The organism is Streptomyces sp. NPDC007991, assembly GCF_042958445.1.
Lineage (GTDB): Bacteria > Actinomycetota > Actinomycetes > Streptomycetales > Streptomycetaceae > Streptomyces.
Genome location: NZ_JBIBJD010000004.1, coordinates 250,848 through 264,163 on the forward strand (window position 1 = coordinate 250,848; position 13,316 = coordinate 264,163).

A 13,316-nucleotide genomic window follows, 5' to 3' on the forward strand; every position below is an offset into this window, starting at 1 on the left:
CCCCGCGGGGGGGTGGCCTTTTGTCCCCGCCGGCGCCCGGGGGGGGGGGTGGGGGGGGGGGCGGGGCGGGGGGGGGGGGGGGGGGCGCGGGGGGGGGGCCCCCCCCCCCCACGCCGCACCGGTGGGGGTGTCACCACTCCACGCGGACGTCGTACTCCTTCACCCACGCGTCGAACTCGACGAGGCGTTCCATCACGGCCCGCATGCCCCACAGGCCGCCGAGACCGGCGTAGGATTCGATGGGTTTGTCCAGCAGCTTGCGGATGCCCTCGGCCGGCACGAGGTCGAGCACGGGGGAATCGTCCAGCAGGGCCTCGACCTTGGCGCGCAGGGCCCGCACGTACTCGATGTCCTGGGTGGACGGGTAGGGGCTCTTCTTACGCTCCAGCACCGACTCGGGCAGGACGTGGCTCGCGGCGGCGCGCAGCAGGCTCTTCTCACGGCCGTCGAAGGTCTTCATGGCCCACGGCACGTTGAAGACGTACTCCACCAGCCGGTGGTCCGTGAACGGCACCCGGACCTCCAGGCTCGCGGCCATGCTGATGCGGTCCTTGCGGTCCAGCAGGAAGTTCTCCCAGCGGCTGATGTTGAGGTACGACAGCTCCCGCATCCGCGCCTCGTCGGCGGACTCGCCCTCCAGGCGCGGCACTTCGGCGAGCGCCTCGGCGTACCGCTTGGCGACGTACTCGTCGAGGCCGAGCCGGTCCCAGAGGCCGATCTCCTTCATGGTGTCCAGGCCGCCGAGCCGGCGCCAGGCGTCGTACCAGGGGAAGGTGTCGCCCTCCACGGCCTCCTTGTCGAAGAACCAGTTGTAGCCGCCGAAGAGTTCGTCCGCGGTCTCGCCGGACAGGGCGACCGTCACCTGCTCCTTGAGCGCCTTGCACAGGTGGTAGAGGGAGTGCTCCATGTCGCCGGTGGAGATGGGCAGGTCCTGGGCGCACAGCACCCGCTTGCGCACGTCCTCGTCGAGGACGTGGTGGTTCTCCAGCTCGACGATGACGTGCTCGGCGCCGGAGCGGCGGGCGACGTCGATGGCGTACGGCGTGTCGGGGTCCATCCAGATGCCGTTGCCGCGGAAGTTCTCCTCGTTGTTCTTGAAGTCGATGGAGAAGGCCTTGATGCGTTCCTGCTTGCCCTGGTCGCGGAAGACCTTGGCGGCGAGCGCGGTGATGGCGCTGGAGTCGAGTCCGCCGGAGAGCAGGGTGCCCACCTTGACGTCGGCGATGAGCTGGCGTTCGACGATGTCCTCGAGGAGTTCGCGGATGCGGGTGACGGTGGTGTCGAGGTCGTCGGTGTGCGGGTGGGCCTGAAGCTGCCAGTAGGTGCGGGTGGTCTGGCCGCCGCGGTGGAAGCGCACGACGGTGCCGGGCACGACCTCGTGCATGCCCTTGAAGACGGCGTGGCCCGGGGTGTTGATGATGGCGAAGATCTCCGCCAGGCCCTCCGCGTCGACGACCGCCTCGGCGTCGGGGTGCGCCAGAATGGCCTTGGCCTCGGAGCCGAACAGCACGCCGTCGGCCGTCGGGTAGTAGAAGAGCGGCTTGACGCCCATCCGGTCGCGGACCAGCAGCAGCTCCTCGGTGCGCGGGTCCCACACCGCGAGGGCGTACATGCCGTTGAGGCGTTCGGCGAAGTGCTCGCCCCACTCCAGGTAGGCGTGCAGGACGACCTCCGTATCGCTGGAGGTGCGGAACGCGTGGCCGAGGCCGGCGAGTTCCTCCTTCAGCTCGCGGTAGTTGTACACCTCGCCGGTGTAGACGAGGACGGGCAGCCCGTCGCCCTCGCGGGTGACGTGCATGGGCTGGCGCCCGCCCTCCAGGTCGATGATGGAGAGACGGCGGTGGCCGAGGATCGCCTGCGGTGAGATCCACACGCCGCGGTCGTCGGGTCCCCGGCACGCCAGCGTCTCCGTCATGGCCGACGCCGTCCCGCCGTGTGCCGACAGATCGTGGTCGTAGGCGACCCAGCCTGCGAGTCCGCACATCGAAGTCCCAGTCCTTTCGTTTCAGTGGTGGGGTCTGGTCGGGGATCAAGTGGTGGTGGTCAGGGCTGCGGCACCAAGTCGGCCCGGTCCCAGTACGCCAGGTGGGGTTGGGCCGACACCGTGCCGATCCGCGCCACCCGTTCGCCGCCGAGGATCATCACGGTGGGCCGGTCCGGGGTGAACACCGGCCAGGCGGGCGTGTGTGCGCTGCTCGGTGCCGTGCCGCGGGCGAAGGAGGCCACCAGGTCGATCAGCGCGTCGGAGATCCGGCGCTCCAGTGGTCCGTCCCCGTAGGCGGGTGCGTTGACCGGCAGCGCGAACGTGCCGAAGAGGAACTTCGCGACGGCCTCGTGCGGGGTGGTGCCCGCGTACGGCGGTCTGAGCGGGTGGGCGAACTCCATCAGGTACTGCGGCGAGACGGTGGGGTCGCCCTCGCGGGCGTGCCGTTCGGCCAGCCGCACGATCTGGTAGCGGAACAGCCCGTCGCCCCACACCTGCGTCCACACCGACACCGGGTCGCGGGACAGGCCCTGCGCCTCGGACGCCTGCCGGTAGTGGGCGACGCAGTCGTCCACCTGCTCGTCCGTGACCTTGACGGCGCCCTTTTCGAGGACCTCGCGGACCGCCGCGCGCAGTCCGGCCTCGTCGGCCGGGTGCGGGCCGGGGTAGGGGTATCCCGGCCCGGTGGTGAAGAAGGAGCCCTCGGTGCGGCAGTAGATCGGCATCATGGGCACGTCCGGCGTGGGCAGCGCGTGATCGTAGCCGCGCATCCAGCGCCCGTCGACGACCGGTCCCCGGTACTCCCGCCCGCCCTGCACGAAACGCTCGGTGGGGCTGCCCGCGTACACCTCGTCCCAGGCGTCGCGCAGTTCGGCGGCCGGTACGGCACGCAGGCCCGGCACGGTCGTGCCGAAGCGGCGCGCCAGGTGTTCGTAGACCCGGCGGGACTCATCGGGGGTGGTGGAACTGGCGGGGTCCCACACGTGCTTGACGCTGATCGGGACGATCCTGCGGACGATGTCGCGCAGTTCGGGCAACAGGGCGAGCTGCCAGGTGCTGGAGCCGCCCGCCGAGGTGCCGGCGACGGTGATGTTGCCGGGGTCGCCGCCGAACACGGTGGCGTTGTCGCGGACCCAGCGCACCAGCGCGGCCTGGTCCTGCAGGCCCCAGTTGGCGAAGGAGCCGGTGCCCGGGTCGGTGAACTCCTCGTGCAGTCCCCAGCCGAACGCGCCGAGGCGGTAGTTGAAGGTGACGACGACCAGTCGGCCGTGGACGGCGGTGCGCGCGCCGTCGTAGTCGGGCTCGCTGCCCGCGCCGAGCATCCAGCCACCGCCGTGGATGTAGACGAGGACCGGCAGGCGGTCGTCCACGTCCGGGGTCCACACGTTGGCGTACAGGCTGTCCTCGCTACTGCCGGGCAGGTAGTCGCCCTGGAGGGAGGGTGCGGCGAAGCCGGTGGCGTCCCGCACGCCCTGCCACGGCTCGGGGGGCCGGGGCGAGGAGAACCGCAGGGGGCCCACCGGCGGAGCCGCGTAGGGCACGCCCCGGAAGACGGTGAGTCCGTCGGTCCGCTCTCCCGCCACTCGTCCCGCCGTCGTCCGGACGACCACTGTGCGACTGGGCATCTGCTGAACCTCACTTCCCGCCTCGGCGTTGTCGGGGGCGGCGCGCACCATGGGCGCACTGTGATCGTCGCTTTGGTGCCGAGCCGGCCGCCAACCGCCGGTCACTACTCCGTCAAGTCAGGCCGCGTCCGCCGCGCGGGTCCGGGGCGGCGGGCCGCCGGGGCCCGGCACGGACAGCAACCGGTCGGGGGAAGCGGTCAGTTCCCGGCCGGTCAGGGCGCGCAGCGCGCGGTAGGCGGAGGCGTCGCCGGCGAGCACACCGCCGCGTAGGATCCGCCCCTCCGGGTCCAGGACGAGCTTCGCGTACGTGCCGGCCCCGTCGTCGCGCAGGACGTACTCCAGGGCGCCGTCGGTCTCGGCGTGGGCGTCGCCGAAGCTGGCCACGTCGACGCCGAGGAGTTTGAGCTTGGTGGCGGTGTCGGGGTCGGTGAAGGGCGTCACGGGGCGGCCGAGCAACTGGTCGGCGACCAGTTCGGCCATCCGGTAGCCGGGTGCCACCAGCCCGTGGGTGCGGCCCCGGACGGCCGCGCACTCGCCGACGGCCCAGACGCCCGGGTCTCCGGTGCGGCACAGGTCGTCGACGAGGAAGCCGCCGCGTTCGCCCGTCGCGAGCCCGGCGGGTCCGGCCAGTTCGTCGCGGGGGCGCACTCCCGCGGAGAACACCACCATGCGGGCGTCGAGTGCGGTGCCGTCGGTGAGGGCGATCTGGCCGACCCGGCCGTCGGCGGCCGGGTGCACGGCCCGGACGCCGGTGCCGCAGTGCACCCGCAGTCCCAGGCCGGTGACGAGCCGGGTGAGCACGCGTGCTCCCCCGTCGTCGAGTTGCAGCGGCATCAGGCGCGGCGCGAGTTCCACGATGTGAGGGCGTACGCCCAGCAGCCGCAGCGCGTTGGCGGCCTCCAGGCCGAGCAGGCCACCGCCCACCACGACACCGGGCCCTTGCTCGCGTGCCGCCTCGCGGATGGCGTCGAGGTCGTCGAAGGTGCGGTAGACGAAGCAGCCGGGCAGGTCGTGGCCCGGGACGGGCGGCACGAACGGCCGTGATCCGGTGGCCAGCACCAGGGCGTCGTAGCGGGTGACGGCGCCGTCGGAGGTGATGACCGCGTGGGCCCGCCGGTCGATGCCGGTCACCGGGGCGGCCGTGCGCAGCTCCACCAGAGGGTCGGTGAGGAAGGCGTGGCCGGCGAGGGTGAGGTCGGCGGCGCTCCTGCCCTCCAGATAGGACGACAGGGCGACCCGGTTGTAGGCGGGGCGGGGCTCCTCGGCCAGGACGACGACGCGCCAGGTGCCGTGCCGGTCGTGGGTCCGCAGATGTTCCACGAGGCGGTGGCCGGTCATGCCGTGCCCGACGACCACCAGGGTGCGCGGGGTGCGGGTCATGGGTCGCTGTTCCCTCCGGTCGCCGACGCGAGGACCAGGCGCACGTCGTCCGCGCAGCCGCCGCAGCCGGTGGTGGCCCGGGTCGCGGCGGCGATCGCCGCCAGGTCGCGCGCCCCGTCGCGCCAGGCGCGGAGCAGGTCGGCCTTGGTGACGTGGTTGCAGTGGCAGAGCACCGCCCCATCGGGCAGTTCGAGGCGGGCGGGCCGTTCGCCGGTCGCGGTGCCCAGCAGGAGCGCGTACCGGTCGGACGGCACCGGCAGGCCGCGCGTGTACAGCTGGGCGAGCGCGGCGGTGGCGCGTGGCAGGCCGATGAGGACCGCGCCCGCGAGGTGCTCCCCGGACAGGGCGAGAGCGGCGTAGCGGCCCCGGGCGGCGTCGGACAGCGCGATGTGCCGGTCGGCGCCCGGCGGGGCGGGCGGGCCGAGGCAGGCCAGGTCGAGTTCGGGCGCCTTGACCCGCAGGACGGGCGGGCCGGCGCGGTGGCTCGTCTCGTGGCCGGCGAGGATCCGGGCGAGGGTCTCCGCCTGTTCCCAGGCGGTCGTGACGAGTCCGGGCACCTCGCCGCCGAACTCCGCGCAGTCGCCGATCGCGTGGATGTGCGGATCGCTGGTGCGCAGGTGCCGGTCGACCACGACGCCCGTCCGGACGGCCAGTCCGGCGCGCCGGGCGAGCGCGGTCTCGGGTTCGACGCCGGTGCACAGCGCGAGCGCGTCGGCCCGGAGGATCTCGCCGTCGTCGAGGACCAGCTTGCCGGGCCGGTACTCCACGGCGGCGCGCCCCGGGCGCAGGCGGGCGCCGGCGGCGCGCAGGTGACCGGCGACCAGGGCGCCGGCCGTGTCGTCGAGCCGGTCGTCCATGGGGTACGGCCCGGGGTGAACGAGGGTGACGTCGCGGCCGGCGCGCAGCAGCGCGAGGGCGGTTTCGGTGCCGAGGACTCCGCCGCCGAGCACCACCACGGGCCCGTCCGCGAGCCGTTCGACGTCGCCGGGGGTGCGCAGGGTGGTGGCGCCCTCGGTGAGCCGGCCGTCCGCGGTGAGCACGCCGGGCAGCCGCGGGATCCTCGGCCGGGCGCCGGTGGCCAGCACCAGCCGGTCGTAGCCGAGCGTCTCACCGGTGGAGGTGCGGACCAGGCGGCGGGCGCTGTCGACGGCGGTGGCGGTGACGCCCGGCCTGACGCGCACGCCGTCCGGCGGGGCGGGCAGTTCCAGGTCCCCGGCGGTGAGGGTGCCGGCGAGGACGGAGGTGAGCAGAACCCGGTTGTAGGCCGGCCGCGGCTCCGCGCCGAGGACGGTGACCGGGCGCCGGTGGCCGTGCCGGTGCAGTCGCTCGACGAGCCGGTGCGCCGCGGGCCCGTGGCCGACGACGAGGACCTGGTGCGAGTCGGGCATGGCGGACCTCACGACGCGTCGGTGCCGGGTTCGATCCGCACGGCGCAGACCTTGAACTCGGGCATCCCGCTGCGGGGGTCGAGGGCGGTGCCGGTGACCAGGTTGGCCCGGCCGGTCCCGGGATAGTGGAACGGCAGGAACACGGTGTCGGTGCGCATGCTGCCGACCAGCCGCACCCGCGCCACGGTGGTGCCGCGGGCCGAGGTGACACGGGCCGTACCGCCCTCGCGCAGCCCGGCGCGTTCGGCGGTGTCGGGGTGGATCTCGACGAACGGTTCCGGCGCGGCGTCGTTGAGTTCGGCCACGCGGCGGGTCTGCGCGCCGGACTGGTAGTGGGCGAGGACGCGGCCGGTCGTGGCGTACAGGGGGTGGTCGGCGTCGGGGGTCTCGGCGGGGTCGCGGTGGTCCACGTCGGCGAACCGGGCGCGCCCGTCGGGGGTCGCGAAGCCGTCGAGGAAGAGGCGGGGCGTGCCGGGGTGCGGTTCTGCGTCCGGGGTGTGCGGGCAGGGCCAGTGCAGGGTCTCCCCCGCGTCCAGGCGCTCGTAGCTGATGCCGGAGTAGTCGGCCTTGCCGCCGCGGGAGGCGCTCCGCAGTTCCTCGAAGACCTCGCGCGGCGCGGCCGGGTAGCGGTCGGCCGGCTCGCCGAGCCGGACCGCCAGGCCCTGCAGGACCTCCAGGTCGGTGCGCACACCCTGCGGCGGGGGGCGCAGCCGGCGGCGGCGCAGCACCCGGCCCTCCAGGTTGGTCAGGGTGCCCTCCTCCTCGGCCCACTGCGCGACCGGCAGGACGACGTCGGCCATGCGCGCGGTCTCCGAGGGCACGAAGTCGGCCACCACCAGCAGATCGAGGGCGGCCAGCCGGCCGGCGACGTGGGCGGCGTGGGGCGCGGACACGACGGGGTTGGAGCCGAACACCAGCAGGGCGCGCGGGCCGCCTTCGGTGCCGAGCGCGTCGAGCAGCTCGTAGGCGCTGCGGCCGGGGCCGGGCAGGGTGTCCGGTGCGATGCCCCAGACCCGGGCGATGTGGGCCCGTGCCTCCGGGTCGGTGATCATGCGGTAGCCGGGTAGCTGGTCGGCCTTCTGCCCGTGCTCGCGGCCACCCTGGCCGTTGCCCTGGCCGGTCAGGCAGCCGTAGCCGCTTCCGGCGACCCCGGGCAGTCCCAGGGCGAGCGCGAGGTTGATGAAGGCCGCGGCGGTGTCGGCGCCCTTGCTGTGCTGCTCGGCGCCCCGGCCGGTCAGCACGTAGGCGCGGCGCGCTTCGCCCAGCATCTCCACGGCGGCGCGCTGTTCTGTGACGGGGACGCCGGTGACGTGCTCGACTCGCTCGGGCCACCAGGTCACGGCCCGCCGCCAAGCCGCGTCGAAGCCGGTGGTGCGCTCCTGGACGTACTCCTTGTCGCACCAGCCGTCGCTCACGGCGATGTGCAGCAGCCCCAGCGCCAGCGCGAGGTCGGTACCGGGCACTGGTTGCAGGTGCAGGGCGGCCCGCTGGGCGGTCTTGGTGCGGCGCGGGTCGACGACGATCAGGTCCGCCTTGTTCAGGTGCCGCAGCAATGGGGGCATGGTCTCGGCGGGGTTGGCGCCGGCGAGCAGGATCGTGTCCGCCGCGTCGAGGTCGCCGACGGGGAACGGCAGTCCGCGGTCCAGGCCGAAGGCGGCGTTTCCCGCGGCGGCGGCCGAGGACATGCAGAACCGGCCGTTGTAGTCGATCTGGCTGGTCCCGAGGGCGAGCCGGGCGAACTTGCCCAGCAGGTAGGCCTTCTCGTTGGTGAGGCCGCCCCCGCCGAACACGGCGAGCGCGTCCGGGCCGTGCTCGTCGCGGATGCGCCGTAGCCGCTGCGCGACGGTGTCCAGGGCGGTGTCCCAGTCGGCCGGGGCGAGACGGCCGTCCGCGCCGCGCACCAGCGGTGTGCGCAGCCGGTCCCGGGCGTCGAGCACCGCGGGCGCGGTCCAGCCCTTCTGGCACAGGCTGCCGTCGTTGACGGGGAAGTCGGAGGGCTCCACCACGGTCCCCCGGGCGTCGTGGCCGAGGCGGGTGCCGCACTGCAGGGCGCAGTAGGGGCAGTGCGTGGCCACGCTCGTGCGCGGCGCGTTGTCAGGCACGGCTGACCTCCGACGGCTCCGCGGCTCCGCGCCCGGCCCGCTGCGGCTCGCGCGCGTCGCCCGGCGAAGTGCCGTGCATGCCGCGGAGATAGACCAGGCGGGTCACGCTCACGCACACCGCGTAGAAGGCGAGGAAGAACCAGAAGGCCGGCTCGCCCGTGCCCTGGCTGCCGTAGGACGCCCGGAAGGCCAGGTTGACGACGACGCCGCCGAGCGCGCCGACGGCACCGGCGATGCCGATGACCGCGCCGGTCAGGCGCCGGGCGCGGGCGAAGGCCTCGGTCGCGTCGCGGCCGGTGGTGACGGCGGCCTCCGCCTGCCCGGCGAAGACCACCGGGATCAGCTTGTACGTGGACCCGTTGCCCAGGCCGCTGAGCACGAACAGCACCGTGAAAGCGGCGACGAACAGGGCGAGGGACTGCTGGGCCGAGGCCACCAGCAGCAGGCCGGTGCCGGCGCCCATGGCGAGGAAGTTCCAGAAGGTGACCCGTGCTCCGCCCCAGCGGTCGGCGAGCCGGCCGCCGAGCGGCCGGGACAGCGAGCCGAGCAGCGGCCCCAGGAAGGTGTAGCCGACGGCCTCCAGCGCTGTGGAGCCGAACTGGTTCTGCAGCACGAGCCCGAAGGCGAAGCCGTACCCGATGAACGAGCCGAACGTGCCGAGGTACAGCAGCGAGATCCACCAGGTGTGCGGATTGCCCAGCGCCTCGCGCAGCGCGCCGGAGCCGGCCGGGCCGGTGTCGACGTTGTCCATGCCGAGCGCCGCGAGCAGGGCGGCGAGGGCGATCAGCGGCAGGTAGGCCGCGATCACGTAGGCGGGGTGGGTGTCGCCCGCGCCGGCGATGACCAGCAGTCCGACGAGCTGGATCACGGCGACGCCCAGGTTGCCGCCGCCGGCGTTGAGGCCGAGCGCCCAGCCCTGGTGACGCCGGGGGAAGAAGTGGGCGATGTTGGTGGTCGAGGACGCGAAGTTGCCGCCGCCGACACCAGCGGTCGCGGCGATGACCAGGAACACCCACAGGGGTGTGCCGGGCCGCTGGACGAAGTACAGCGCCAGCAGCGCCGGCACGAACAGCAGGACCGAGCTGAAGACCGTCCAGTCGCGCCCGCCGAAGCGGGTCACGGCATGGCTGTACGGCAGTCGCAGCAGCGCGCCCACCAGGGTGGGGGTGACCACCAGCAGGAACTTCTCGCTGGGGGCGAAGCCCAGGCCGATGGCCGGGGACATGAACAGCACCAGGACCGACCACATGCTCCAGATCGAGAACCCGATGTGCTCGCTGAGGACGGACAGGACGAGGTTGCGTCGTGCGACGTGCTTGCCGGTGCGCTCCCAGAACTCCTCGTCCTCCGGATCCCAGTGCTCGATCCGGCGTCGGGAGGCGCGCAGTGCCGTCATCGGGGCAACTCCTCGGCTGGGGGCGGCGGCCCGGCGCGTGACGTCGGGCCGCCGTACGGGGGGTGATGGGGGCGCGGGCCCACAGGGGGGGATGAGCCCGCGCCCCGAGGAGGTGGCGGTGCGGAGGCCGGGGCCTACGAGTCCTTCCGCTCCGCCTTCAGCAGCCGGGCCAGCTCCAGCCGCTTGATCTTGGTGGTGGCGGTCTGCGGCAGGTCGTCGAGCTTCCACTGCACGGGCTCCGCCATCGCGGGCAGACCGGCCACCGCGGACTTCCAGGCCGCGAGATCGAGCGGCTTGTCGTCGCGGGTGCACACCACGGGCAGGGGCTTGCCGTCCTCGTCCGGGACGATGATGACCTCGACGAGCTCCGGGATCCGGGCGAAGAGGGTGTCCTCGATCTCCAGGGTGCTGTCGATGCCCTCGATCTCGTCGACCTCCCGGTCGAGCAGGTGCAGGCAGCCCCACTTGGTGCGGTAGCCCAGGTCGCCCATGCGCCACCACTCGCCGTCGGCCTGCTTCTCCCAGCGCTCGTGCTCCCCGAGGTAGGTGACGATCCGTCCGTCGGAACGCACCTCGATGTAGCCGGGGTTGGACTTGGTGGGCCGCCTGCCGTCCCGGCTGACCACGCGGACGCCCGTCATGCCGGGGAACGGCGAGCCCACGCAGCGGCCGTCGGCGTCCGCGCCGCGCTTCTTCGTGTAGGTGCGCCCGGCGATCGGGCCGACCTCGCTCTGCCCGTACATCTGGATGAACTGCGGCGACTCGCGGCGTGACGCGGTGAGCATCAGGTGCACGGTGCGCGGGTGGATGGCGTCGAAGGTGCTGCTGAAGTACTTCACGTTCGCCAGCGGCCGGCGCGGGTCGTCGACCAGCACCTCCCAGCGCAGGAACGTGTTCGGGTGTGCCTCGATCAGGCCCGGCGGGGCCTGCCGGAACACCTCGGCCACGACCTCCGGGTCGTCGTCCCGGAGGATGATCATCGGGTGTCCCTGGAGGATCGTGATGGGCATGGCGGTGAACATCCGCGAGTGCACGAACGACACGTGGATGGCCACGGGTTCCTTGCGGCTCACCAGGGACGCCACGGTGCCCTGGGGGCGATAGCGCGCCTCGAAGGTGCTCCCGGTGTGGACCGCCAGCTTCGGCGTTCCGGTGGTTCCGGAAGTGTGGGTGACCAGCGTCGGGTGGTCCGGGGGCATGGTCACCGGCGCGACTCGGGTGGAGCCGGCCAGCGAGGCGAGTTCGACGGCGTCCTCGTGGCTGCCGGAGGCCAGGAGCACCTGCCGGGTGAGGCCGAAGATCTCGGCGGGCAGATGGTGGTCCAGCTTGTCCTGGTCGGTCACCAGGTACGGCCGGTCCACGCGGCGCACCAGCTCGCCCACGGTGGCGCCGTCGAGCTTCGGGGACAGCAGAACCGGGACGGCGCCGATCCTGGCTGTGGAGCAGGCGAGGAGCGTGATGTCGAACCCGTTGGTCTTGTGGACGACCACGCGTTCCCCGGGCCGGACACCCGCCGCCCACAGCCGGGAGGCCAGGTCGTCGACGAGGTCGGCGACCTCCGTCAGCGTCATGCGGCGCCCGCGCTCCGGAGCCACGTCGAGCTCATGGTCGAGAATCACGGAATTCGCCGGGTACCGGGCCGCGGCCCGGTCGAACAGCGTGCCCAGCCGAATTCCTTTGTTTCCGATGCGCTGGAGAAACATCTGCCCACCCTCTCATCCGCCGTGACTGTTCCTCAGCCGTGCGGCGTGCCGTTTGAATTCAGGCTCCCGTACGGATTGCCGGGGAAATGTCACTGCTTTTCGATGACGTCCTTGATGCGCTTCAGCGTGGCGTCGAGGTCCTGTTCGAGCTTGGCGGTCCAGTCGGCGACGAAGCGCTTGCGGTCGTCCTCGTCCAGGTCGGCGACGATCTTGTGGATGCCGGCCGTCGCCCGGCCCATGCGGAAGTGGTGGGTGAGCACGCAGCGGTCGCCGGCGGGCGCCATGTCGAAGCCCCAGATGCTCTCCTGGTCCTCGCCGGCGTGGGTGAGCATCATCCATCGGAAGGTGCGGCCGGGATCGGCGGCGGTGATGCGGCACTCGGTGTGCCAGACGCCGCGCACCAGGGGGGCCCAGGCGACCACGTCCTCGCTGCGGAGGTTCTCGCCCCGGAAGACGGCGCCGACGGTCGAGGGTTCACCGGAGACCCACGTACCACCTCGGCATTCGGGGCTCCATTCGGAACTGCGCGGCAGATCACTGACGACGGAATAGACCTCAAGAGGGGTCGCGGAAATGTGAATGTCGGCCCTGAGGTCGAACAGCGGCGACGTGTCGATGATTGACTGATCCATGTGCAGAATTCTGTCGAAGATGTCCGGCGCCGGTCAAAGAGCGGCTTTCTCATTTGTCAGGTCCGGATTCCCGCATTTCACCGGCGCGGTTCACCGCGAGCGCCTCAGGCCTCGGCGCCCACGCTCAGCACGAGTTTTCCGTGCACCTTGCCCTCCTCCAGCCGGCGGTGCGCCTCGGCGGCGTCGCTCAGGTGCAGCCGCTCGATCGCCCGGGGCCGGAGACTGCCGTCGGCGACCAGCCGGTTGATGGCACTGGCGGCCTCGGCGAGTTCCCCGGCGGTGGCGTGCGAGATGGCGAAGCCGTGGATCGAACGGTCCCTCAGGTACAGCGGCCCCACGGGCAGTACGGGCCGGGTGCGCAGGCCGGCGAGCAGCACGATCCGCCCCCGCCCCGCCAGCAGGTCCACGGCGGTCTCCAGGTCGTTCGTGCCGGAGGCGTCGAGGTAGAGGTCGGCACCCGCGGGGGCGGCGGCGCGGATACGCCCGGGCACGTCGGGGTCCCGGTAGTCGACGACGTGGTCGGCGCCGAGGCCACGGCAGTACTCGGCGTCCCGCGCCGAGGCGACGGCGACGACCCGGGCGCCCGCGGCGGCGGCCATCACCACCAGGGCGCTGCCCACGTTGCCGCCCGCGCCGACCACGACGACGGTCTCGCCGGTGCGGAGCCGGCCGTGGGTGAACAGGCCGAGGTAGGCGGTGGCGGCCGGATGCGCCAGCGCCACGGTCTCGTACGGGTCGGCGCCCTCCGGCAGGCGGTAGAGCCGGTCGACGGGCACCACCACCCGCTCGGCGGCCGCCCCCTGACGGCCGTCGTGGCCGAGGCTGTTGCACCACACCCGGTCGCCGGTCCGGAACCGGTGGACGCCGGCACCGACCGCGGCGACGGTGCCGGTGAGGTCCCGGCCTATCACGAAGGGGAAGGTCAGCGGGGTGCGCCAGGCACCCGAGCGCACGAAGGTGTCGACGTGGTTGACGGAGACGGCCGTGACGTCCACGAGGACATCGGTCGGCCCCGGTTCCGGCGTGGGCTGATCACCGTAACGGATGACGTCCGGAGATCCGAGCTGTTCAATGTAGGCAGCACGCATCATGGTCATGGATTCTGG

Annotated in this window: 9 protein-coding genes; all 9 read right to left on the reverse strand. The window is 72.9% G+C overall.

Going from position 1 to position 13,316, the window contains the following annotated elements; all coding sequences use genetic code 11:
- Positions 1-130: 130 nt before the first annotated feature.
- On the reverse strand, positions 131-1,984 hold the full coding sequence (gene asnB, locus ACFZDA_RS12745) for an asparagine synthase (glutamine-hydrolyzing) (protein ID WP_391079108.1): 1,854 nt from the start codon (positions 1,982-1,984) through the stop codon (positions 131-133).
- Positions 1,985-2,043: 59 nt separating this feature from the next.
- Positions 2,044-3,609, reverse strand: coding sequence for a carboxylesterase family protein (locus tag ACFZDA_RS12750; protein ID WP_391079110.1), 1,566 nt, complete (start codon positions 3,607-3,609; stop codon positions 2,044-2,046).
- Between the two features lie 117 nt (positions 3,610-3,726).
- Positions 3,727-4,989, reverse strand: a complete 1,263-nt coding sequence (locus tag ACFZDA_RS12755; RefSeq protein WP_391079113.1) for an FAD-dependent oxidoreductase — start codon at positions 4,987-4,989, stop codon at positions 3,727-3,729.
- Positions 4,986-6,377 (reverse strand): FAD-dependent oxidoreductase, encoded by a 1,392-nt coding sequence (locus tag ACFZDA_RS12760; protein ID WP_391079116.1) that lies wholly within the window; start codon positions 6,375-6,377, stop codon positions 4,986-4,988. Before ACFZDA_RS12760 ends, ACFZDA_RS12755 begins: the two co-directional genes overlap by 4 nt.
- A gap of 8 nt (positions 6,378-6,385) precedes the next feature.
- The gene (locus tag ACFZDA_RS12765; protein WP_391079119.1) at positions 6,386-8,479 is read right to left on the reverse strand and encodes a molybdopterin-dependent oxidoreductase; all 2,094 of its coding nucleotides are present in this window, start codon (positions 8,477-8,479) and stop codon (positions 6,386-6,388) included.
- Complete coding sequence (locus ACFZDA_RS12770; RefSeq protein WP_391079122.1) at positions 8,472-9,875, reverse strand: MFS transporter; 1,404 nt, start codon at positions 9,873-9,875, stop codon at positions 8,472-8,474. The genes ACFZDA_RS12765 and ACFZDA_RS12770 overlap by 8 nt, the downstream gene beginning before the upstream one ends.
- Positions 9,876-10,009: 134 nt before the next feature.
- Positions 10,010-11,578 (reverse strand): AMP-binding protein, encoded by a 1,569-nt coding sequence (locus ACFZDA_RS12775; RefSeq protein ID WP_391079125.1) that lies wholly within the window; start codon positions 11,576-11,578, stop codon positions 10,010-10,012.
- An 89-nt stretch (positions 11,579-11,667) separates the two neighbouring features.
- Positions 11,668-12,210, reverse strand: coding sequence for an SRPBCC family protein (locus tag ACFZDA_RS12780; protein ID WP_391079128.1), 543 nt, complete (start codon positions 12,208-12,210; stop codon positions 11,668-11,670).
- Positions 12,211-12,314: 104 nt separating this feature from the next.
- The gene (locus tag ACFZDA_RS12785) at positions 12,315-13,298 is read right to left on the reverse strand and encodes a zinc-binding dehydrogenase (protein WP_391080124.1); all 984 of its coding nucleotides are present in this window, start codon (positions 13,296-13,298) and stop codon (positions 12,315-12,317) included.
- Positions 13,299-13,316: the final 18 nt, after the last annotated feature.

What these genes read in the sequence shown, in the direction of transcription:
- asnB (WP_391079108.1), bottom strand. Translation starts at nt 1,984, where the DNA reads ATGTGCGGACTCGCAGGCTGGGTCGCCTACGACCACGATCTGTCGGCA.
- ACFZDA_RS12750 (WP_391079110.1), bottom strand. Translation starts at nt 3,609, where the DNA reads ATGCCCAGTCGCACAGTGGTCGTCCGGACGACGGCGGGACGAGTGGCG.
- ACFZDA_RS12755 (WP_391079113.1), bottom strand. Translation starts at nt 4,989, where the DNA reads ATGACCCGCACCCCGCGCACCCTGGTGGTCGTCGGGCACGGCATGACC.
- ACFZDA_RS12760 (WP_391079116.1), bottom strand. Translation starts at nt 6,377, where the DNA reads ATGCCCGACTCGCACCAGGTCCTCGTCGTCGGCCACGGGCCCGCGGCG.
- ACFZDA_RS12770 (WP_391079122.1), bottom strand. Translation starts at nt 9,875, where the DNA reads ATGACGGCACTGCGCGCCTCCCGACGCCGGATCGAGCACTGGGATCCG.
- ACFZDA_RS12775 (WP_391079125.1), bottom strand. Translation starts at nt 11,578, where the DNA reads ATGTTTCTCCAGCGCATCGGAAACAAAGGAATTCGGCTGGGCACGCTG.
- ACFZDA_RS12780 (WP_391079128.1), bottom strand. Translation starts at nt 12,210, where the DNA reads ATGGATCAGTCAATCATCGACACGTCGCCGCTGTTCGACCTCAGGGCC.
- ACFZDA_RS12785 (WP_391080124.1), bottom strand. Translation starts at nt 13,298, where the DNA reads ATGCGTGCTGCCTACATTGAACAGCTCGGATCTCCGGACGTCATCCGT.